This is a genomic window from Catellatospora sp. NPDC049133 (genome assembly GCF_040648455.1).
Classification (GTDB): Bacteria; Actinomycetota; Actinomycetes; order Mycobacteriales; family Micromonosporaceae; genus Catellatospora; species Catellatospora aurea.
The window spans coordinates 409,409-431,112 of the sequence record NZ_JBEZDT010000001.1 but is presented as its reverse complement, the minus strand read 5'-3'; the positions used below and the strand labels follow the sequence as shown (position 1 = coordinate 431,112).

At 71.6% G+C, this 21,704-nt stretch carries 19 protein-coding genes; 11 read left to right on the top strand and 8 right to left on the bottom strand.

Features of this window, described 5'->3' with window-relative positions:
* Positions 1-45: 45 nt before the first annotated feature.
* The 8 genes from rapZ to secG all read left to right on the top strand — a co-directional run bounded on the left by rapZ (position 46) and on the right by secG (position 8,563).
* Positions 46-894 (top strand): RNase adapter RapZ, encoded by an 849-nt coding sequence (gene rapZ / locus AB0B35_RS01985; protein ID WP_361039675.1) that lies wholly within the window; start codon positions 46-48, stop codon positions 892-894.
* A complete protein-coding gene (gene yvcK, locus AB0B35_RS01980) occupies positions 891-1,859 on the top strand; it encodes a uridine diphosphate-N-acetylglucosamine-binding protein YvcK (protein WP_361039522.1) in 969 nt (322 codons plus the stop codon). Before rapZ ends, yvcK begins: the two co-directional genes overlap by 4 nt.
* Positions 1,860-1,927: 68 nt before the next feature.
* A complete protein-coding gene (gene whiA / locus AB0B35_RS01975) occupies positions 1,928-2,908 on the top strand; it encodes a DNA-binding protein WhiA (protein ID WP_120315989.1) in 981 nt (326 codons plus the stop codon).
* A gap of 312 nt (positions 2,909-3,220) precedes the next feature.
* On the top strand, positions 3,221-4,225 hold the full coding sequence (gene gap / locus AB0B35_RS01970; protein ID WP_120315988.1) for a type I glyceraldehyde-3-phosphate dehydrogenase: 1,005 nt from the start codon (positions 3,221-3,223) through the stop codon (positions 4,223-4,225).
* Positions 4,225-5,421, top strand: coding sequence for a phosphoglycerate kinase (locus AB0B35_RS01965; protein WP_361039519.1), 1,197 nt, complete (start codon positions 4,225-4,227; stop codon positions 5,419-5,421). The genes gap and AB0B35_RS01965 overlap by 1 nt, the downstream gene beginning before the upstream one ends.
* The gene (gene tpiA, locus AB0B35_RS01960) at positions 5,421-6,200 is read left to right on the top strand and encodes a triose-phosphate isomerase (protein WP_361039516.1); all 780 of its coding nucleotides are present in this window, start codon (positions 5,421-5,423) and stop codon (positions 6,198-6,200) included. Before AB0B35_RS01965 ends, tpiA begins: the two co-directional genes overlap by 1 nt.
* Before the next feature lie 277 nt (positions 6,201-6,477).
* Positions 6,478-8,220: an ABC transporter substrate-binding protein gene (locus tag AB0B35_RS01955; protein WP_361039513.1), complete on the top strand. Its 1,743-nt coding sequence runs from the start codon at positions 6,478-6,480 to the stop codon at positions 8,218-8,220.
* A gap of 76 nt (positions 8,221-8,296) precedes the next feature.
* Complete coding sequence (gene secG / locus AB0B35_RS01950) at positions 8,297-8,563, top strand: preprotein translocase subunit SecG (protein ID WP_203696709.1); 267 nt, start codon at positions 8,297-8,299, stop codon at positions 8,561-8,563.
* Between the two features lie 67 nt (positions 8,564-8,630).
* Here secG and pgl read toward each other — a convergent pair whose 3' ends face one another.
* The 6 genes from pgl to tkt form a co-directional block, all read right to left on the bottom strand.
* Complete coding sequence (gene pgl, locus AB0B35_RS01945) at positions 8,631-9,389, bottom strand: 6-phosphogluconolactonase (RefSeq protein ID WP_361039672.1); 759 nt, start codon at positions 9,387-9,389, stop codon at positions 8,631-8,633.
* Between the two features lie 112 nt (positions 9,390-9,501).
* Positions 9,502-10,497 carry a glucose-6-phosphate dehydrogenase assembly protein OpcA gene (locus AB0B35_RS01940; protein ID WP_360529213.1) on the bottom strand — a complete coding sequence of 332 codons (996 nt, stop codon included), beginning with the start codon at positions 10,495-10,497 and terminating at the stop codon, positions 9,502-9,504.
* A 34-nt stretch (positions 10,498-10,531) separates the two neighbouring features.
* A complete protein-coding gene (gene zwf, locus AB0B35_RS01935) occupies positions 10,532-12,067 on the bottom strand; it encodes a glucose-6-phosphate dehydrogenase (protein WP_360529605.1) in 1,536 nt (511 codons plus the stop codon).
* A 12-nt stretch (positions 12,068-12,079) separates the two neighbouring features.
* Complete coding sequence (locus tag AB0B35_RS01930) at positions 12,080-13,726, bottom strand: glucose-6-phosphate isomerase (RefSeq protein ID WP_361039511.1); 1,647 nt, start codon at positions 13,724-13,726, stop codon at positions 12,080-12,082.
* A 67-nt stretch (positions 13,727-13,793) separates the two neighbouring features.
* Entirely contained in the window at positions 13,794-14,909 is a 1,116-nt protein-coding gene (gene tal / locus AB0B35_RS01925; RefSeq protein WP_360529207.1) for a transaldolase, read from the bottom strand.
* A gap of 3 nt (positions 14,910-14,912) precedes the next feature.
* Entirely contained in the window at positions 14,913-16,991 is a 2,079-nt protein-coding gene (gene tkt, locus AB0B35_RS01920; RefSeq protein ID WP_361039508.1) for a transketolase, read from the bottom strand.
* 317 nt (positions 16,992-17,308) lie between these two features.
* Here tkt and AB0B35_RS01915 point away from each other — a divergent pair, with 317 nt between their 5' ends.
* The 3 genes from AB0B35_RS01915 to AB0B35_RS01905 all read left to right on the top strand — a co-directional run bounded on the left by AB0B35_RS01915 (position 17,309) and on the right by AB0B35_RS01905 (position 19,734).
* A complete protein-coding gene (locus AB0B35_RS01915) occupies positions 17,309-18,211 on the top strand; it encodes a heme o synthase (protein ID WP_360529602.1) in 903 nt (300 codons plus the stop codon).
* Positions 18,212-18,428: 217 nt separating this feature from the next.
* On the top strand, positions 18,429-18,749 hold the full coding sequence (locus AB0B35_RS01910) for a hypothetical protein (protein WP_360529201.1): 321 nt from the start codon (positions 18,429-18,431) through the stop codon (positions 18,747-18,749).
* Between the two features lie 82 nt (positions 18,750-18,831).
* Positions 18,832-19,734, top strand: a complete 903-nt coding sequence (locus AB0B35_RS01905) for a hypothetical protein (RefSeq protein WP_361039670.1) — start codon at positions 18,832-18,834, stop codon at positions 19,732-19,734.
* A 169-nt stretch (positions 19,735-19,903) separates the two neighbouring features.
* Here the strand turns inward: AB0B35_RS01905 and AB0B35_RS01900 are convergent, their stop codons facing one another.
* The gene (locus tag AB0B35_RS01900) at positions 19,904-20,623 is read right to left on the bottom strand and encodes a hypothetical protein (RefSeq protein WP_361039506.1); all 720 of its coding nucleotides are present in this window, start codon (positions 20,621-20,623) and stop codon (positions 19,904-19,906) included.
* A gap of 76 nt (positions 20,624-20,699) precedes the next feature.
* Complete coding sequence (locus AB0B35_RS01895; RefSeq protein WP_361039667.1) at positions 20,700-21,638, bottom strand: COX15/CtaA family protein; 939 nt, start codon at positions 21,636-21,638, stop codon at positions 20,700-20,702.
* Positions 21,639-21,704 lie beyond the last annotated feature (66 nt).

Genomic DNA, 21,704 nt, shown 5'->3' with positions numbered 1-21,704 from the left:
CCCAGGGGGAGCGGGGACGAGTCCGGCGAGGGCCCGGCCACGAACCTGGTGGTGGTGACCGGCGTCTCCGGCGGCGGGCGCAGCACCGTGGCCCGCGCCCTGGAGAACGTCGGCTACTACGTGGTCGACAACCTGCCGCAGGCGCTGCTGGTGCAGCTCGCCGAGCTGGCCGCGAAGGCCGGCGGCGCGGCCCGGCACACCGCGATGGTGCTCGACGTGCGCAGCCGCGTCTTCTCGACCGACCTCGCCGGCGCGATCCGCGACCTGCGCGAGAAGGGCTTCTCGCCGCGGGTGGTCTTCGTCGACGCCGACGACGAGGTGCTGATCAGGCGGTTCGAGAGCGTACGCCGATCGCACCCGCTGCAGGGCGACGGCCGCCTGTCCGACGGCATCGCCGCCGAGCGCTCGCTGCTGGCCGAGGCCCGCGAGCAGGCCGACGTGCTCATCGACACCTCGCACCTGAACGTGAACCAGCTCCGGGCCCGGGTCGAGGAGCTGTTCGCCAGCCCTGAGGCGCTGCGGCTACGGGTCACGGTGCTGTCGTTCGGCTTCAAGTACGGCCTGCCCCCGGACGCAGACTTCGTGCTGGACGCCCGCTTCCTGCCCAACCCGTACTGGGTGCCCGAACTGCGCGAGCACACCGGCCGCGAGGAGGACGTCAGCCGGTACGTGCTGGGCCAGCGCGGGGCGAACACGTTCGTGGAGACGTACGCGCGCCTGGTGACCGCGACCGCGCCCGGCTTCGAGCGGGAGGGCAAGCGCTACCTGACCGTGGCCGTCGGCTGCACCGGCGGCAAGCACCGCAGCGTCGCCATCGCCGAGGAACTGGCCAAGCGGCTGCGCGAGCTGCGCGTTGTCGCCCATGCCCAGCACCGCGACCTGGGACGCGAATGAGCGAGGTCGGTTTCAGGCCGCAGGCGGGCGGCGACCGGATCCGGGTGGTGGCGTTCGGCGGGGGGCACGGGCTGAGCGCGAGCCTGCGTGCGCTGCGCGCGACCGGGCTGCCCCTGGAGATCACCGCGGTGGTCACCGTTGCCGACGACGGCGGCTCCAGCGGCCGGATCCGCGCGGGCCGCGACGTACTCCCTCCGGGTGATCTGCGGCAGGCGCTGGCCGCCCTCGCCGGGGACGACGATCTCAGCGACCGCACCGCCCGGCTGATGCAGTACCGCTTCGGCGGTGCCGACGAACTGGCCGGGCATCCGGTCGGCAACGTGGTGCTGTGCGGCCTGATGGAGCAGCTCGGCGACCCGGTCGCGGCGCTCGACCTGGCGGGGGCGATGCTGCGCGCGGTGGGCCGGGTGCTGCCGATGTCGAACAAACCGCTGGGCATCGAGGCTGACCTGTTCGTCGACGGCCGGCAGGTCACCGTGCGTGGCCAGCACCAGGTCGCGGTCGCCCAGGGGCGGGTGCTGGAGGTCCGGCTGGAGCCGCCGGAGCCCGACGCGTGCCCGCAGGCCCTGGCGGCGATCGCCGACGCGGACTGGTTGGTGTTCGGGCCCGGGAGCTGGTACACCAGTGTCATCCCGCACCTGCTGGTGCCGCAGCTGGCAGCCGCGGTCACCGCGAGCGCGGCACGTCGGCTGGTGACCCTGAACCTGGCGGCGGACTCCGAGACGGTGGGCCTGTCGCTGCCTGATCACCTGGGCGCGCTGGGTCGGTACCTCCCGGACCTCAAGGTCGATATTGTTCTGGTCGACAGGAATGCCGTGGGAGACCCCGAACCGGTCGCGAATGCGGCAGAATCACTCGGTGCTCGCATCGCGATCGCTCCGGTGGCCGTCCAGGACGGCACCGCGCGACACGATCCGGTCCGATTGGGCCGCGCACTGGTGCCACTCTTGGCCACCGCTCGTTAAGCACGTACGACAAACCGCACGACACAATCAGGCATCACAGCCGCGACCGGCCACGAGGTGACGACACGATGGCGATGACCGCTGCGGTCAAAGACGAGCTCAGCCGGGTCGACGTGCCCAAGCCGTGCTGCCGGCGCGCGGAGATGGCGGCACTGCTGCGCTTCGCGGGCGGGCTGCACATCGTCTCGGGCCGCGTCGTGGTGGAGGCGGAGCTGGACACCGGAGCGGTGGCCCGGCGGCTGCGCACCACCATCGCCGACCTGTTCGGCTACCCGAGCGAGGTGCACATCCTCGCGTCGGGCGGGCTGCGTAAAGGCAGCCACTACATCGTGCGCATCGTCAAGGACGGCGAGGCGCTGGCGCGCCAGACCGGCCTGCTGGACGTGCGCGGGCGGCCGGTGCGGGGCCTGCCGCCGAACGTGGTCTCGGCGAGCGTGTGCTGCGCCGTGGCCGCCTGGCGCGGGGCGTTCCTGGCGCACGGCTCGCTGACCGAGCCCGGCCGCTCCTGCGCCCTGGAGATCACCTGCCCGGGTCCGGAGTCGGCCCTGGCGCTGGTCGGCGCGGCCCGCCGACTCGGCATCACCGCCAAGGCCCGCGAGGTGCGCGGCGTCGACCGCGTCGTGGTCAAGGACGGCGACGCGATCGCCGCCCTGCTCACTCGTATCGGCGCGCACTCCAGCGTGCTGGCCTGGGAGGAGCGCCGGGTGCGCCGCGAGGTCCGCGCGACCGCGAACCGCCTGGCCAACTTCGACGACGCGAACCTTCGGCGTTCGGCGCGGGCGGCGGTCGCCGCGGCGGCCCGGGTCACCCGCGCCCTGGAGATCCTCGCCGACGACGCCCCCGGCCACTTGACCAGCGCGGGCCGCCTGCGCCTGGAGCACCGCCAGGCCTCCCTGGAGGAGCTGGGCGCGCTGGCCGACCCGCCGCTGACCAAGGACGCCATCGCCGGCCGCATAAGGCGTCTGCTCGCCCTCGCCGACAAGCGCGCCCGCGACCTGGGCATCCCCGACACCGAGGCGGCCGTCACCGCCGAGATGCTCACCGTCTGAGCCGCCGTCCCCGAGATCGCCGCGACCCGCCCGGGTCGCGGCGATCTGCGTTTCGGCGTACCCGCGTGGCGATCTTGGGGGTGGGGTCGTTGTGGTTTCGTGTGACAGGGGACACGGGGGTGAAACAAAGACCCCGGCGGGGATGTCTGCCACAGCTCAGCTAGGGTCGGAACCGTACGGCGACGCTGCCGGCAGCTCGGCCGCGACGCCGTCCGCCAGGTGTGTTGGCGGCGTGACCGGGCGAGTGACCTATCGGCCGCCGCACTGGGCGAACTGCCGCCAGTCGGCGCACATGGCGAGGAGATGGGACCTGTGACCATCCGGGTTGGCATCAACGGCTTCGGCCGGATCGGGCGTAACTTCTACCGGGCGCTGCTCGCGTCCGGCGCGGACATCGAGCTGGTGGCCGTGAACGACCTGACCGACAACGCGACGCTGGCGCACCTGCTCAAGTACGACTCGATCCTGGGCCGCCTGCCCTACGAGGTGAAGGCGACCGAGACCGAGCTGACGGTCAACGGCAAGTCGTTCAAGGCGTTCGCCGAGCGCGACCCGGGCAAGCTCCCCTGGGGTGACCTGGGCGCGGACGTCGTCATCGAGTCGACGGGCCTGTTCACCGACGCCGCCAAGGCGAAGGTGCACGCGGACAACGGCGCCAAGAAGGTCATCATCTCGGCTCCGGCCAAGGGTGAGGACATCACGATCGTGCTCGGCGTGAACGGCGACAAGTACGACGCCGCCAAGCACACGATCATCTCGAACGCCTCCTGCACCACGAACTGCCTCGCCCCCATGGCGAAGGTCCTGAACGACACGATCGGGATCGAGAAGGGTCTGATGACCACGATCCACGCGTACACCCAGGACCAGAACCTGCAGGACGGCCCGCACAAGGACCTGCGTCGCGCCCGCGCCGCGGCCCTGAACATCGTGCCGACCTCGACCGGCGCCGCCAAGGCGATCGGCCTGGTGCTGCCGGAGCTCAAGGGCAAGCTGGACGGCTTCGCGCTGCGCGTGCCGATCCCGACCGGCTCGGCCACCGACCTGACCTTCACCGCCGCTCGCGAGACGTCGGTCGAGGAGGTCAACGCCGCGATCAAGGCCGCGGCCGAGGGCCCGCTCAAGGGCATCCTGGTGTACACCGAGGACGAGATCGTCTCCTCGGACATCGTGACCGACCCCGCCTCCTGCATCTTCGACGCCGGCCTGACCAAGGTCATCGGCAACCAGGTGAAGGTCGTCGGCTGGTACGACAACGAGTGGGGCTACTCGAACCGCCTGGTGGACCTCACCAAGCTCGTGGGCGCCTCGCTGTAATGCGCGGCCTCGACGAATTGCTCGCCGAGGGTGTCTCGGGTCGGCGCGTGCTCGTGCGCGCCGACCTGAACGTGCCCTTCGTCAAGGACAGCCCCGGGACGATCGCCGACGACGGCCGGATCCGGGCGGTGCTGCCGACCATCACGGCGCTGCGGGACGCGGGCGCCTCGGTGATCGTCATGTCGCACCTGGGCCGCCCCAAGGGCGAGCCCGACCCCAAGTACACGCTCGCGCCGGTCGCGACGCGCTTCGCCGAGCTGCTGGGCTCGCCGGTCACCTTCGCCGGTGACACGGTCGGCCCGTCGGCGCAGGACGCGGTGGCGGCGCTGACCCCCGGCGGCGTGGTGCTGCTGGAGAACCTGCGCTTCAACGTGGGCGAGACCAGCAAGGACGACGCCGTGCGCGGCGCGTTCGCCGACCAGCTGGCGGCGTTCGGCGACGTGTACGTCGACGACGCCTTCGGCGCGGTGCACCGCAAGCACGCCAGCGTCTACGACGTCGCCTCCCGGCTCCCGCACTACGCGGGCGGCCTGGTGCTGCGCGAGGTCGAGGTGCTCAAGCGGCTCACCGAGAACCCGGCCACGCCGTACGTGGTGATCCTCGGCGGCTCGAAGGTCTCCGACAAGCTGGCCGTGATCGAGGCCCTGCTCGGCAAGGCAGACAAGCTGCTCATCGGCGGCGGCATGTGCTTCACCTTCCTCAAGGCCCAGGGCCACGAGGTGGGCGCGTCGCTGCTGCAGGAGGAGATGCTCGACACCTGCCGCGACCTGCTGGCCCGCGCCGGCGACCGGATCGTGCTGCCGACCGACGTGGTGGTGGCCGACAAGTTCGCCGCCGACGCCGCGACCGACACGGTCGCCGCGGACGCGATCCCGGCCGGCTGGCTCGGCCTGGACATCGGCCCCGAGTCGGTGGCCCTGTTCACCGAGGCGCTGTCCGGCGCGAAGACGGTCTTCTGGAACGGCCCGATGGGCGTGTTCGAGCTGGCCCCGTTCGCCAACGGCACCCGGGGTGTGGCCGAGGCCATCACCAAGGTCGACGGCTTCACCGTGGTCGGCGGCGGCGACTCGGCCGCGGCCGTGCGCGCGCTCGGCATCGACGAGGCCGCGTTCGGCCACATCTCCACGGGCGGCGGCGCCTCCCTGGAGTACCTGGAGGGCAAGTCGCTGCCCGGTCTCGAAGCCCTGGAGGCGTGATGGCAGAGGTCAAGCGCCGGCCCCTGATGGCCGGCAACTGGAAGATGAACCTCAACCACCTCGAAGCCATCGCGCTCGTGCAGAAGCTGGCCTTCAGCCTGACCGAGAAGCAGCTCGAGGACGTCGAGGCCGCGGTGCTGCCGCCGTTCACCGACATCCGCAGCGTGCAGACGCTGGTGGACGGCGACCGGCTGCTCATCAAGTACGGCGCGCAGGACATCTCGGCGCACCCCTCCGGCGCGTACACCGGGGAGATCTCCGGCGCGATGCTGGCGAAGCTGGGCTGCTCGTTCGTGACGGTGGGCCACTCGGAGCGCCGGCAGTACCACAACGAGTCCGACGCGCTGGTCAACGCCAAGGTCAAGGCGGCGCTGGCCAACGAGATCACGCCGATCCTGTGCGTGGGCGAAGGCCTGGACATCCGCGAGAAGGGCGAGCACGTCGAGTACACGCTCGCGCAGCTCGACGGCGGCCTGGCCGGGCTCACCCCGGCCGAGGTGGAGAAGGTCGTGGTGGCGTACGAGCCGGTCTGGGCGATCGGCACCGGCAAGACCGCCACGCCCGAGGACGCCCAGGAGGTCATCGGGGCGATCCGCGCGCAGCTGGCCAAGACCCAGGGCGAGTCCACCGCGCAGGCGGTGCGGGTGCTCTACGGCGGCTCCGTGAAGGCGGGCAACGTCGCCGCGATCATGGCGCAGCCCGACATCGACGGCGCGCTGGTCGGCGGGGCGAGCCTCGACGCCGACGAGTTCACCCGGCTCGTGCGCCTCGGTCTCTGAGCCACCGGTACGAACCTGCTCCGCCCCCGCGGCTCCGGCCGCGGGGGCGGACCTCGTCTATGGCCGGACCGCCTGACGTACACGCTAAGTGATCTTTCGGATGCCCGCAGTCCTGCTTTGTTGCGATCTGACTCCCGGCTGCCGCGCCGGTCCCCGTAGTGCCTAGAGTGTGCGCGTGGCCGGGCGACCGAGACGTCGTGCGGCTGCGAGCGGTTCACCCCCCGACCACCCCTGAGATCCTTGGCGGGCCACCCCCACGCCCGCTGGGAGGACGACGATGCCATACCTCAAGCACCGCATGCGGCAGATCACCGCCGCCGCCGTCGCGGTCATGGCGCTCGGCGCCGCCTCCGCCTGCGACTCGGCGGCCGACGCCAACGACACGGTCTCCACGGGCGGCACCCTGCGCGTCGTGTTGCCGCAGCTCCCCGAGCACCTGGACCCGCAGCGCATCGCGGCCGCGATGGACAACAACATCAGCCGCCTGATGTCGCGCACCCTGACCACCTACAAGGCCGAGTCCGGCGCGGCCAGCAGCGAGCTGGTGCCCGACCTGGCCACCGACCTCGGCCGGCCGAGTGAGAAGAACACGGTCTGGGAGTTCAAGCTGCGCGAGGGGGTGAAGTGGGAGGACGGCTCGCCCGTCAACTGCTCGCAGGTCAAGTACGGCGTGGAGCGCAACTTCGCGGCGCTGTTCGACTCGGGCCTGCCCTACGCGGAGCTGATGCTGGCCGACAACGCCACCCCGTACGAGGGCCCGTACAGCGGCAAGGGGCTGGACTCGGTGGTCTGCGAGGACACCCGGACCATCAAGTTCAAGCTCAAGCAGCCGGCCGGCGACTTCAACTACACGGTGGCGCTGCCGATCTTCTCGCCCGCCAAGCAGGGCGCCGACGGTGACAAGGACGCCTACGACAAGCGTCCGCTGTCCAACGGCCCGTACCGCATGGAGCCGCGGTCCGGCGACAAGGGCTTCACGCTGGTCCGCAACGAGCACTGGTCGTCGAGCCTCGACTCGGTGCGCAAGGGCCACCCTGACAAGATCGTCTTCGTGGTCGACTCCAACGACCCGGCCGTGACCAACGCGCTGATCCAGGACCAGGGCGCCGACCGCAACACGATCATGTTGCAGAGCAACGTGGCGCCGAACTTCCTGCAGCAGGTCATCAACGACCCCAAGCTCTCGCAGCGGGTGGCGACCGGCCCCAGCGGCTCGGTGCGCTACTTCGCCATCAACACGGTCATGGTGCCGAACCTGGACTGCCGCAAGGCACTGGCGTACGCGTTCAACAAGCGCAAGTACCGCCAGGCCATGGGCGGCTCGGTGATCGGTGAGCTGGCCACCTCGATGATCCCGCCGAACCTGGCGGCGCACGCCAAGTTCGACCACTACGGCACCCTCACCGACAGCGACGGTGACGAGGACAAGGCGCTCGCGCTCATCGACAAGGCGCGCAAGGACGGCAAGCCCTGCCCCGAGAAGATCTCGGTCTCGCTGCCGGAGAACGACACCATCGCCCGCTACGTCAAGACGATGGTCGACGCCTACGTGCGCATCGGCATCAAGGTCGAGCTCAAGCGGCTGCCGGCGGACCAGTACTGGGGCCGCATCGCCGACGTGGGCCACGGCAACCACCTGGTCTACGCGGGCTGGATCCCGGACTGGGCGAACGGCTCGGCGGTCATCCCGCCGCTGTTCGACGGCAAGCTGGTCAAGCCCACCGGCGAGCAGAGCGGCTCGAACTACTCGTTCCTGAACGACTCGGACGTCAACAAGGCGATCGCCGACGCGCTGGCCGAGCAGGACCTGAACCGGCAGTACAAGCTGTGGGGCGAGATCGACAGCAAGCTGTCGGAGATGGCCGTGACCATCCCCGTGCTGTACCCGAACTCGATCCGCATGTACGGTTCGAACGTCGCGGGGGCCTTCATCCACGCCCAGTTCGGCGCGCCCGACCTGGCGTCGCTGGGCCTGAAGGACCCCTCGATCCCGGTGGATGTGACCTCCTCGGCCTCCTAGCCGGTACGATGGACCGCTATTGTTGACCGACACCCAAGGCCGCGCGAGCGGCCACCGAGCCTAAGGACACCTGCTCATGCCGATCGGCTTCGCCTACACGTTGATCGTGTTGCTGATCATCACCAGCGCCCTGCTGACGATGCTGGTCCTGCTGCACCGGGGCAAGGGCGGCGGCCTGTCCAGCATGTTCGGCGGCGGTGTGTCGTCGAGCCTGGCCGGGTCGTCGGTGGCGGAGAAGAACCTCGACCGCTACACCGTGCTGGTGGGCATCGTCTGGTTCGCCTGCATCGTGGGGCTCGGCCTCTGGCTGAAGCTCGAAATGGCCGCCGGCGCCGTCGGCTGACGAACGCAAGCACGCGAAAGGGCGGCTGACCTTCGGGTCGGCCGCCCTTTCGGCGTTACTCGGCTGATCAGCGCGGGGCGAAGTGCGCCGGGGCGTTCGCCGCCGCCGCCCGGTCGAGCAGCCAGACGGTGCGCGAGACGCCGTGCACCCGGGCGGCCGGCAGCAGCGCCGGCCCGGTCAGCGCCGCACCGACGGACTCGGCCTTGTCCGGCCCGGCGGCGATCAGCCAGACCTCGTCGGCGGTGTCCAGGGCGGGGATGGTGAGCGTGGTGCGCAGCGGCGGCGGCTTCGGGCTGTCCCGGACCGCGCAGACCGGCCCGGGTTCGGCCGAGCTCGGGTGGCCCGGGAACACCGACGCCACGTGGCCGTCCTCGCCGACGCCGAGCAGCACCAGGTCGAAGCGCGGCAGCGCGCCCCCGTCGGGCGCGTGCCGGGCCAGCTCCGCGGCGTACCGCGCGGCCGCCAGTTCCGGGTCTGCGCCGTCGGGGCCGTCCGAGGGTGGCATCGGGTGCACCCGCGCCGGGTCGAGCGGCAGCGAGTCCAGCAGGGCCGCGCGCGCCTGGGTCTCGTTGCGGTCCGGGTCCCCGGCGGGCAGGAAACGCTCGTCCCCCCACCACAGGTTGACCCGGGACCAGTCGACCGCGTCGCGGGCCGGGGCGGCCAGCACGGCCCGGTACACGGCCGCCGCGACCCGGCCGCCGGTCAGCACGACGTCGGCCGTGCCCCGCGCGGCCTGCGCGTCCTGTATCCGCACGACGAGCCGTGCGGCAACCGCTGTGGCCAGCAGGTCCGCGTCGGCGTGCACGACCACGGTCGGTGCCGGCACGGACCCGTCGGCGGCATGCGCGCCGGGTGCGGTGTCCGTGCTCATGCCTTCTCCTCGCTTCGCTCGTCGGCGGCATGGACACCGGGCCTCTGATTCGCTCGCTGACGCTCGCTCATGCGGCCACCGGTTCCCACGCCGGGTCCTGCCAGATGTGGGTACGGGTGGACGCCCGGTCGCCGAGGTTCTCGATTCCCGTCGCCGCGGCCAGCGCCGCCGCGTACGGCTGGTCGGCGTCGAGGCGCTGCAGCTCCTCGGCCAGCACCTCGCCCAGGCGGCGTTCCACCAGCGGCAGCACCTGGTCCAGCGAGCCGGACTTGCGCAGCAGGGCCATGCCGTCGCCGGTGCTGTGCAGGCTCAGCGAGCCGCCGTCGGCCAGCGCGAAGTCGACCCCGTGCAGCGGGCCGGAGACCTCGGCGAGCTGCACCGGGACGCCCATCCGGGCCATGATCCAGCCGCGCAGCAGCGCGCCCAGCGGGTCGCCCGCGGCGGCGTGCACCGTCGCCGACAGCGCGCCCGCCGACGCGGTGTCGAAAGCGCCCGCGATCAGCGAGCGCCAGCCGGTCAGCCGGGTCCAGGACAGGTCGGTGTCGCCGGGGGCGTAGTCCAGCGCCCGCTGCCGCAGCGCCGCGGCCGGGTCGGGGCACTGGGCGATGTCGGTGACCCGGCGCTCCGCGACGACGCCCAGCGGGTCGTATGCGATGTGCTCGGGCGGGCAGCCGTGCCACCAGGTGACCACCGGCACGTCCGGGGCCAGCAGCGGCATGACCACCGACTCGCTGTGCAGGGCGAGCCGGCCGTGCATCCGCATGATCACGGCCTCGCACGGTCCGAGCCGCCCGCCGACGACGATCTCGGCGTCGAGCCGGTTCTTGGCGTTGGCGGTCGCCGCGTCGACGCCCGCGACCGGGCCGCGGCTGACCACGAGCAGGCGGCAGGGGTGCGACGCGGCGGCGATGGTGGCCGCGTCCTCGACCTGGCGCACCCGGCCCTCGTCCACGATGACGACCAGGTTGAGGGCGAGGCCGCTGGCGACGCCGCCCGCGTTGCGCCGCTCCGAGGCGAGCTTGCGCACCACCTCGTTACCGGTGGTGTCCCACAGGGCTAGCATTCCGTCCCACTTCCCAGCGTGATCAACAGCTCGCTCATGCCCGCCGCCAGGTGCGGCCCTCGCGGGCCAGCATCTCGTCGGCCTCGCGCGGACCCCACTCGCCCGCCCGGTACGTTGCGGGCTTGGTGCCCGCCCAGGCGTCCTCCAGCGGGTCGATGATGCGCCAGCCCTCCTCGACCTCCGCCGCGTCCGGGAACAGCGTCCGGTCGCCGAGCAGAACGTCGAGGATGAGTCGCTCGTACGCCTCGGGGCTGGACTCGGTGAAGGCCTCGCCGTAGGCGAAGTCCATGGTGATGTCGCGCAGCTCCATCTGGGTGCCGGGCACCTTGGAGCCGAACTTCAGCATCACGCCCTCGTCCGGCTGGACCCGGATGACCAGCTGGTTGTTGCCCAGCAGCTCCACGTCCTCGGGGTAGAACGGCAGGTGCGGGGCCTTCTTGAACAGCACCGCGACCTCGGTGACCCGCCGGGGCAAGCGCTTGCCGCAGCGGATGTAGAACGGCACGCCCGCCCAGCGGCGGTTCTGGATGGTCAGCCGCACCGCCGCGTACGTCTCGGTGTCCGAGTCCGGCGGGACGTCCGACTCCTCCAGGTAGCCCGGCACCCGGGCCCCGGCGACCCAGCCGGTCAGGTACTGCCCGCGCACGGTCTCGGCGGCCACGTCCTTCGGCGGCACGGTCGCCCGCAGCACCTTGAGCTTCTCCGCGCGGATCTCGGAGGCGTCGAACGTGGTCGGCTCCTCCATGGCGACCAGCGCCAGCAGCTGCATCAGGTGGTTCTGCATGACGTCGCGGGCCGCGCCGGTGGCGTCGTAGAAGCCGGCCCGGGTGCCGATGCCGACGTCCTCGGCCATGGTGATCTGCACCGAGTCGACGTACTTGGAGTTCCACAGGGGCTCGAACAGCGAGTTCGCGAAGCGCAGCGCCAGGATGTTCTGGACCGTCTCCTTGCCCAGGTAGTGGTCGATGCGGAAGACGTCCTCCGCGCTGACCACGTCGTCGACCAGGTCGTTGAGCGCCTTGGCCGACTCCAGGTCCTCGCCGAACGGCTTCTCCACCACGACCCGCCGCCAGCCGCCCGACTTGGCGTTGTCGGCCATGCCGGTGCGCTCCAGCTGCTTGAGCACGGTCGGGAAGGCGGCCGGGGGGATGGACAGGTAGAACGCGGCGTTGCCCATGATGCCGTGCGAGTCGCGCAGCTCGTTCAGGCAGTCGTGCAGCCGGTCGAAGGCGGCGTCGTCGTCGAACGCGCCGCCCACGAAGCGGAAGTTGCCCGCCAGCCGGGCCCAGACCTCCTCGCGCCACGGGGTCCGCGCGTGCTCCATGGCCGCCGTGCGGGCCACGTTCTCGAAGTCGCCGTCGCCCCAGTCACGCCGGGCGAAGCCGGCGATCACGAAGCCGGGCGGCAGCAGGCCGCGGTTGGCCAGGTCGTACACGGCCGGGATGAGCTTCTTGCGGGCGAGGTCGCCGGTGACCCCGAAGATGACGAGCGCGCAGGGCTCCGGGATCCGCGGCAGTCGGCGGTCCTGGGGGTCCCGCAGCGGATTGCGCCGCTGCGGGTCGGACGACACGGTCACGTGACGTCACCTCTCCTTGTCCGGCTGGAGCCGGGCCGCGGCGTCCAGCAGCTGGGCGATGCCCTTGGCCCGGTCGGTCAGGTGCAGGTGCAGCAGCGGGCGGTCGCGCCCGGCGAGCGCCTGCCGATCGCCCGCGGCCTGCGCCGCCTGCAGCCGACCGAAGGTGTACGGCTTGCCCGGCACTGCCAGGTCCTCGGCGGCCTCGCCGGTGATCTGCAGGAACGCGCCGTTCTGCGGGCCGCCCTTGTGGTACTGGCCGGTCGAGTGCAGGAAGCGCGGGCCCCAGCCGAACGTCACCGGGCGGCCGCTCGCGCTCGCCAGCAGCTCGCGCAGCTTGGCGGTGTCCGCGTCGGCGAACCGGTCGAGGTAGGCCATCACGGCGACGTAGCCGTTTTCGCCCGTGGCCCCGAGCAGGGCGCGCAGCGCGTCTTCCAGGGAGCTCGCGTCGCCGTACCCGACGACGGCGCCCTCGGTGAACGACGGTGTCGCCGCCGGTAGGCCCGCCTCCAGGATCTTGTTCGTGTTCTGCTTGGACTCGGTGACGTTGGGCTGGTCGAACGGGTCGATGCCGAGCACCCGTCCGGCCACCGCGGTCGCGACCTCCCAGCACAGGAACTGCGCGCCGAGCGGCCCGTTGACCGAGACGTGCGGCACGACGCCGCTGCCCGGCACGGCGCCGACGCCCAGCGACCCGCCGACCGTGGCGGTCAGCACGTCGGAGCCGGTCGCACCGGCGCTGATCGGGGTCTCCACCACGACCGGCAGGATGCCCTTGCCGTCCTTGCCGGTGGACTCGGCGATCAGCTGCTCGGCCCAGTCGCCCAGGCCGGTGATGCCGCTGCCGTCGTCCACCAGCGCGATCTTGTCGCGGCCCGCCAGGGCTGCCGCGCCCATCGCCGCGCCGAGCAGGAACGCCGGGTTGTCGAGGTCGCCGGTCAGCGTGGTCGCGAACTCCTCGGCCTGGTCCAGCAGTTCGGCCACGTCCACCCCGGTCAGCGCCGTCGGCACCAGGCCGAACGCGGTCAGCGCCGAGTAGCGGCCGCCCACGTCCGAGTCGGCCAGCAGCACGGTCGCGCCCATCTCGCGGGCGGTCGCCTCCAGCGGCGAGCCGGGGTCGGTGACGACGACGAAGCGCCGGCCGGCCTCGGCCGGGCTCAGCCCGGCGTCGAGGAACGCCTGCAGGTACGCCCGGCGGTGGCTGTCGGTCTCCACGGTGCCGCCGGACTTGCTCGACACCACCACCACGGTGCGGTCCAGCCGGTCGCGCAGCGCGGCGGCGACCTGGCCGGGGTCGGTGGTGTCCAGCACGGTGAGCCGCTTGCCCAGGGTGAGGGAGATCACCTCGGGGGCCAGCGAGGAGCCGCCCATGCCGGCCAGCACCACGTGGTCCAGGTCGCCCAGCTCGTCGTGCAGCTCGGCGAGCTGCGGCAGCAGCGCCCGGCTGCGCTGGAAGGTGTCCACCCAGCCGAGCCGGATCGACGCCTCGGCCTCGGCGGCCGGGCCCCACAGCGTGGCGTCCTTGGCCGCCAGCTTCGCGGGCACCCCGTCGGCCAGCAGCTGCGCCAGCACGGGCTCGGCCGCCTCGGCGACCTCGCGGGACACCCGCACGGTCAGCCCGCCGCCGAACACGACTTCCTCAAAGTTGTCCGTCACGCCTTCTCCTCGCTGCGCTCGTCGGCGGCGTGTCCTACCTGCACCATGGTTCGCTCGCTGCGCTCGCTCACGCCTGCTCCAGCTTCGCCTGCACGCCCGCGAGCAGTTCCTTCCAGCTGGCGTCGAACTTGGCGACACCGTCCCGCTCCAGGAACTCCACCACGTCGTCGTAGTCGATGCCGACCTCGCGCAGCGCGTCGAGGGTCATCTCGGCCGACTGCAGGTTGCCGGTGACCGTGTCGCCGGGCACCTTGCCGTGGTCGGCGAAGGCCTTCATGGTCTTCTCCGGCATGGTGTTGACCGTGTTCGGCGCGATCAGCTGCTCGATGTAGAGCGTGTCCGGGTAGGCCTCGTTCTTGGTGCCGGTGGAGGCCCACAGCGGCCGCTGCGGCTTGGCTCCGGCGGCCTTGAGAGCGGCCCAGCGCTGGCCGTTGACGACGTCCAGGTGCGCGCCGTACGCCAGCCGGGCGTTGGCGACCGCGGCCTGCCCGCGCAGGGCGAGCGCGTCCGGAGTGCCGATCTTCTCCAGCCGCTTGTCGATCTCGGTGTCGAAGCGCGATACGAAGAACGACGCCACGGACTCGATCTTCGAGATGTCGTGCCCGTTGGCCTGCGCCTGCTCCAGGCCGGTCAACCAGGCGTCCATCACCGCGCGGTAGCGCTCCAGCGAGAAGATCAGCGTCACGTTGACGCTGATGCCCTCGGCCAGCGCCGCTGTGATCGCGGGCAGGCCGGCCAAGGTCGCCGGGATCTTGATGAACAGGTTGGGCCGGTCGACCAGCCACCACAGCTGCTTGGCCTCGGCGATGGTCGGCTCGGTCTGGTCGGCCAGCCGCGGGTCGACCTCGATGGACACCCGGCCGTCGGCCCCGCCGGAGGCGTCGAACGCCGGGCGCATCACGTCGCAGGCCCAGCGGATGTCGTACGTGGTGAGCATGCGCACGGCCTCGTCGACCGTGACGCCGCGCACCTTCAGGTCGTGCAGCTGCGCGTCGTAGTCGTCGCTGCCCGCCAGCGCGCCCGCGAAGATGGTCGGGTTGCTGGTCACACCGACGACGTGCGACTCGTCCTGCAGCTTGGCCAGGGCGGTGTGCTTGCCGCCCTCGGTCAGCCGCTCACGGGAGATGTCGTCGAGCCATACCGCGACGCCCGCGGCGGAGAGCTCGCCCAGTGGATCAGTCATGTGTCACTCGCCTGCCTTGTTCAGGGAGCGGCGGGCCGCGGCCGCGACCGCCTCCGGGGTGAAACCGAACTTCTCGAACAGGGTGGCCGCCGGGGCGGACGCGCCGTAGTGCTCCAGGCTCACCGACTCGCCGGCGTCGCCGACCAGGTCACGCCACGACATGGCGATACCGGCCTCGACGCTCACGCGGGCCTTGACGTTCGCGGGCAGCACGGACTCCCGGTACCCCGCGTCCTGGGCGCGGAACCACTCCTGGCACGGCATGGACACGACCCGGGTGGGCACGTCCTCGTCCTCCAGCAGCTCCTGGGCCTTGAGGCAGATCGAGACCTCGGAGCCGGTGCCGATGAGGATCACCTGCGGCGTGCCGGTGGAGGCCTCCTCCAGGATGTAGCCGCCGCGCTCGAAGCCGGTGATCTTCGCCGGGTCGAGCGTGGGCACGTTCTGCCGGGTCAGCGCCAGCGCGGTGGGCCGGTCGCTGTGCTCCAGCGCCATGCGCCAGGCGTGCGCGGTCTCGTTGGCGTCGGCCGGGCGCACCACGTCCAGGCCGGGGATGGCGCGCAGCGCGGTGAGCTGCTCGACCGGCTGGTGGGTCGGGCCGTCCTCGCCGAGGCCGATCGAGTCGTGCGTCCAGACGTACGTCACCGGCAGCTTCATCAGCGCGGCCAGGCGCACCGGCGGGCGCATGTAGTCGGAGAAGACCAGGAACGTGCCGCCGTACACGCGGGTGCCGCCGTGCAGGGCGATGCCGTTCATGATCGAGCCCATGCCGTGCTCGCGGATGCCGAAGTGCAGCGTGCGGCCGTACTCGTCGCCGGGGAACTCCTTGGTGGCGAACTCGGCCGGGACGAACGACGGCTCGCCCTTCATCGTGGTGTTGTTGCTCTCGGCCAGGTCGGCCGAGCCGCCCCACAGCTCCGGCAGCACCGGCGCGAGCGCGTTCAGCACCTGGCCGGACGCGGCCCGGGTGGCCAGGCCCTTCGGGTCGTGCGGGAAGGACGGCAGCGCCTTCTCCCAGCCCGCGGGCAGGGTGCGGGTGCTCATCCGGTCGAACAGCGCCAGCCGCTCCGGGTTGGTCTTCGCCCAGTCGTGGAAGGCCTCCTCCCACTGCTCGTGCAGCAGGCGGCCGCGCTCGGTCACGGCGCGGGTGTGCGCGATGACCTCGTCCTCGACCGGGAACGCGACGGCCGGGTCGAAGCCGAGCAGCTCCTTGACCGCGGCGGCCTCGTTCGGGCCCACCGCCGAGCCGTGGATCTTGCCGGTGTTCTGCTTGGTCGGCGCGGGCCAGCCGATGATCGTGCGCAGCGCGATGAAGCTGGGCCGGTCGGTGACCGCCTTGGCGCGCTGGATCGCCGCCCACAGCGCCGGGATGTCCTCGTGGTAACCGGTGTCGCCGCCGGTCCAGTCCACCCGCTCGACGTGCCAGCCGTACGCCTCGTAGCGCTTGCAGACGTCCTCGGACTTCGCGATGAGGGTGTTGTCCTCGATCGAGATCTCGTTGTCGTCGTAGAAGACGATGAGGTTGTCCAGCTTCTGGTGGCCCGCGATCGAGGAGACCTCGTGGGTCACGCCCTCCTCGATGTCGCCGTCCGAGCAGATCACGTAGATGTGGTGGTCGAACGGGCTGGTGCCGGGGGCGGCGTCCGGGTCGAACAGGCCGCGCTCGCGGCGCGCCGCCATCGCCATGCCGACGGCGTTGCCCAGGCCCTGGCCCAGCGGACCGGTGGTGGTCTCCACGCCGCGGGTGTGCCCGTGCTCGGGGTGGCCCGGGGTCAGCGAGCCCCACTGGCGCAGCGCCTGCAGGTCCGACAGCTCCAGGCCGTAGCCGGCGAGGAAGAGCTGGACGTACTGGGTGAGGGAGGAGTGGCCGGCGGACAGCACGAAGCGGTCGCGGCCGGTCCAGTCCGGGTCGTTGGGGTCGAGCCGCATGGCCCGCTGGAACAACAGATAAGCCAGGGGCGCGAGGCTCATCGCGGTGCCCGGGTGGCCGTTGCCGGCCTTCTCGACGGCGTCCATGGCCAGGACGCGGGCGGTGTCCACCGCGCGGCGGTCGATGTCAGACCAGATCAACTGCTCGGTCACAGCTGTGCTACTCCTAGCGGCTCGTTTCCGTCACGCCAGGCCGTGGAAGGTTCGCCACGCCCAGGGGCTCCGGCAGGTACAAAGCATCGTCGTCCGGGCGGCCACGGTGTCGCCGGCGTCGGTGTTGACCCTACTCATACCGCGCACGACGCATGTGCGAACCCGTCCATTCCGCGCGTGGTGGCGCGCCCGCAGGGGTTGACCAGCGTTGCCGTACCCTGTTGCGGGTGAGCACGCTCGCCGCAGAGTCGCCTGAGGCGGCCACCGTAGATCTCCCGTCCCCCCGCACCGCCGCGATCCCGGTCCAGCCGGGCGCGGTGGCCCGTGCCGCGCTGCTGCAGCAGCGCAAGGCCAGATGGGCCGTGGTGGGGGCATACGTGTCGCTCACCAAGCCGCGCATCGTCGAGCTGCTGCTCATCACGACGATCCCGGCGATGATGCTGGCCGCGCAGGGGCTGCCGTCGATCTGGCTGATGCTGGTGGTGCTGGTCGGCGGCTCGTTCGCGGCCGGCGCGGCCAACGCGATCAACTGCTACATCGACCGCGACATCGACCCGCTGATGGGCCGCACCTCGCGCCGCCCGCTGGTCACCCACAAGATCTCGCCGAAGAACGCCCTGGTGTTCGGCCTCACTCTCGCGGTCGCCTCGACCGTGCTGATGGCGGCGTTCACCAACTGGCTGGCAACCGCGCTGACCGTGGCGGCGATCGTCTACTACGACGTGATCTACACCGCGTGGCTGAAGCGCACCACGCCGCACAACACCTTCTGGGGCGGCGTGTGCGGGGCGATGCCGGTGCTCATCGGCTGGGCCGCGGTCACGAACTCGCTGGCCCCGGCGGCCTGGCTGCTGTTCGGCGTCGTCTTCTTCTGGCAGATGCCGCACTTCTACGCGCTGGCGATCCGGTTCAAGGACGACTACGCCAAGGCCGGCATCCCCATGCTGACCGTGGTGGCGACCCCGCGTCGCGTCGCGATCGAATCCGTGGTCTACTCCTGGCTCACGGTGGCCGTGTCGCTGGCGGTGTGGCCGCTGGGCATGTCGTCGGTGTACGGCGTTCCCGCGCTGATCTGCGGCGGCTTCTTCATCCTGGAGGCCCACGGCCTGTACAGCCGCACGGTCAAGGGTGAGGACGTCAAGCCGATGCGGCTGTTCCACTGGTCCACGGCGTACCTCACGATCGTGTTCGTGGCCACCGCGGTCGACGTGTTCATCTGAGCGGTTCTTACCTGTTTCGGCCGGACACGCCCTTTTTCGGTAACGAGTGTCGGCCAGCTGACTGATTTCTGTCCGTTCTGTGACGCATTGACGATGCTATTTCCGGGCGAACCCGGACAGTCGATCTCTGTACATCGGGTTGCGATCACGTAACAGGAATCACAAAAGCTCATCACCATCCCTCCACAGGACACCCGTTCTGCTTATCGTGCTTGGCATGGCAGAAGGTTCAGATACGACGACGACCATCGAGCACCCCACCGCCACGCTTGTGGCGGGCCTGCGCGCTTTCGCGAGCGAGCACGGGGGAGCGAAGGGAGTCGTCGAGTACGTCGGACGGCGCGGTGCGCGCATCGTGCTGGTGGGCAATGACGGGGCATGGGGCGACCGGATGGCCGCCAGCACCGACATCGCCCGAGCCGCCTGCGAGAAGGCCGGCATCACCGTGGAGAACGAGTGGGAGCGCGAGCTGATCGAGCTCATGCGCCCCACGAACGACCTCTGGCGTTCCATGTCCAAGCGAGTCATGGCGCGCTGAGGTTCTTTCAGATCCCGCGTTATATTCGGATCTTGTGAGCACATCCCTTGACCACGCGACCCGGGCCCAGGCCCGGGTCGCCCTGGTTTCTGAAGCAGGTTCCACCCCGGCCGGAGGGCGCCCGCGCGTCGCGATCGTGACCTGCGCCGAGATTCCGCTGCTGGAGGCGGACGACCAGTTGGTGCTGCCCGCGCTGGCGGCCCTGGGCGTCGACGCCTCGCCGGTCGTCTGGGACGACCCCGCGGCCGACTGGTCCGCGTACGACCTGGTCGTGCTGCGCTCCCCGTGGGACTACGCGCAGCGCCACGACGAGTTCCTCGCCTGGGCTGCCGGTGTGCCCCGCCTGGTGAACCCGGTCGGGACGGTGGCCTGGAACACCGACAAGCGCTACCTCGCCGAGCTGGCCGCGGCCGGGCTGCCGGTCACCCCGACGACCTTCCTCGCTCCCGGCGACACCTGGACGCCCCCGTCCGGCGACGGCGAGTACGTGATCAAGCCCGCGGTCAGCGCGGGCAGCCGCGACACCGGCCGCTACGGCCCCGGTGACGCCGCGCAGGCCGTCGCCCACGTCCGCCGCCTCCAGGCCGCCGGCCGGATCACCATGATCCAGCCGTACCTGCCCGCCGTGGACTCGTACGGCGAGACCGCCCTGCTCTTCTTCGCCGACCCGGAGACCGGCCGCCTGGCCTACAGCCACGCCATCCGCAAGGGCCCCATGCTCACCGGCCCCGACGAGGGCCTGGAGACCCTGTACAAGCCCGAGGAGATCACGCCCCGGGTGCCCACCGCCGCCGAGCGCGCCGTCGGCGAGGCCGTCGTGGCCACCCTCCCCACCGGCCTGGTCTACGCCCGCGTCGACCTCATCCCCGACGAGCGAGGCAACCCGCTGCTCATCGAACTGGAACTCACCGAGCCGTCGGTCTTCATGCTCCACGACGAGGGCTCGGCTGCCCGGCTGGCCGCCGCCATCTGCTGGGCCATCTGACCCGGCCCCGCGCCGTCGCGGCGCCCCGCTCCACCGCGTGGCCGCCGCAGTCCGCCCAAGATCGTCCGACTTGCCTGGCACCTGTGCGTATCTTGACGCCGTATTCGCCCACGTGCCTGGCAAATCGAACGATCTTGGTGTGGTCGACGCCCCGGCCGAACCAATCGGGTCAGTGGGGGGTGCGGGAGAGGAAGTCGCGGAGGCCGGCGCCTGGAGGGTCGTCGGGGTGGGCGGCGAGGCCGCGTTCGGCCCAGGAGCGGGCGGCGAGCGGGTCGCCGATGTCGGCGAGGGCGCGGGCGAGGCGGCCGTACTGGGCGGCGTGTTTGAGGTCGCCGCCGATGACCTCGATGAGGGTGGGGACGTCGCGTTCCCAGCGGGCGAGGCGTTCTACGGCGTCGCGGGCGGACAGGTCGCCGGGGTCGGCGGCCCAGCGGCGGCGGACCACGGCGCGGTAGTGGTCCAGGCCGCCGGGGCCGAGGGCGGGGCCGTACGCCCAGATGTCGACGGGGCACCAGCGGCCGGTGTCGAACTGCACGGTGACCAGCCAGTCGGCCAGGTCGACGGGGTCGGGCGGGGACTGGCGGCACGCTTCGGCGTGGGTGGCCAGCAGGCGGTTGAGCAGGTTGTCCAGGGCGCCGGAGGCGTCGTCGGCGTGGTCGAGGGTGCTCAGCAGCAGTTCGACGGCGTGGGCGAGGGGTTCGCGGGCGACGGCGGGCCGGCCGGTGCGCACCAGGGTGGCCAGTTCCTCGGCGACGTGCGCGGCGCTCTCGGCGTGCCGGACGCTCGCCCAGTAGTCGAGGTCGCCGGTGGTGGTGAAGGTCCGGGTCACCACGCCGGGAAGGGAGTCCTCGGGGTGGGCCTGCGGCGCGCGGCGCAGAGAGGTGGGCACCCCGTCATCATCGCTCCGACGGGCGGTCCGTGAGGCCCTCGCGCGACCGGTTGACGACCGGATCGGAATCTGGCGGTTACCGGACGGTGACCAATGTCCGGTTCGTTTCGTCGCTGGTCACACTGGACGCGCTCCCATCACCCGTGGCGGCGTCGAACCCGGTGCGCCAGACCACGGCCAGCGTCGCGACCCACACCGCGCAGGCCCCGGCCATGTGCGCGCCGACCAGGATGGCGGGCAGGTGGGTGAAGTACTGCACGAAGCCGATCACGCCCTGGGCCAGCAGCACGGCCAGCAGGGTCGCGCCGGTGCGGGCCATCGCCGGGGCGCCGACGGCGCGGGCGGCGAACCAGCACGCGACGGCCAGGCCGAGCATCAGGAAGACGGCGTCCACATGCAGCTGCGAGATCATCTCGGGGTTCAGGCCGGTGCGGTGCGCCTTCTCGTCGCCGGCATGCGGGCCGCTGCCGGTGACCACGACGCCGATCACGATGACGACGGCGGACGCGGCGGTCAGCGCCCAGGTGAGCGGGCGCAGCCGGTCCGCGGCGGGCTCGGCGGGCAGGGGAGCGGTGCGCCGCCAGAGCAGGTACGAGCCGCCGATCATCGCGGCGGACAGCAGGAAGTGCAGGCCGACGACGTACGGGTTGAGGTCGGTGAGCACCGTGATGCCGCCGACCACGCCCTGCCCGGGGATCCCGAGGGCGAGGATCACCGCGGGGCGGCGCAGCCGGGCGTGCCGCCACACGGCCACGACGAGCAGGATGGCGATGGCGGACAGCACGAAGGTGAGCAGCCGGTTGCCGAACTCGATCGCGCCGTTGATCCCCATCGCCTTGGTGGCGGTGTACGAGTCCTCGGTGCACTTGGGCCAGGTCGGGCAGCCCAGGCCGGAACCGGTCAGCCGGACGGCGCCGCCGGTGATCACGATGCCGATGTTGCCGATGAGCCCGGCCAGGGCCAGCCGTCGGCGGGTCACCGGTTCGGCGTCGAGCAGGTGCCGAGCGCCCGGCACTCGCTCCAGGACCCGGGTTACCCGGGGCACGAATCCGGCTGCTTCGACGGTCTCGACATCACGCAC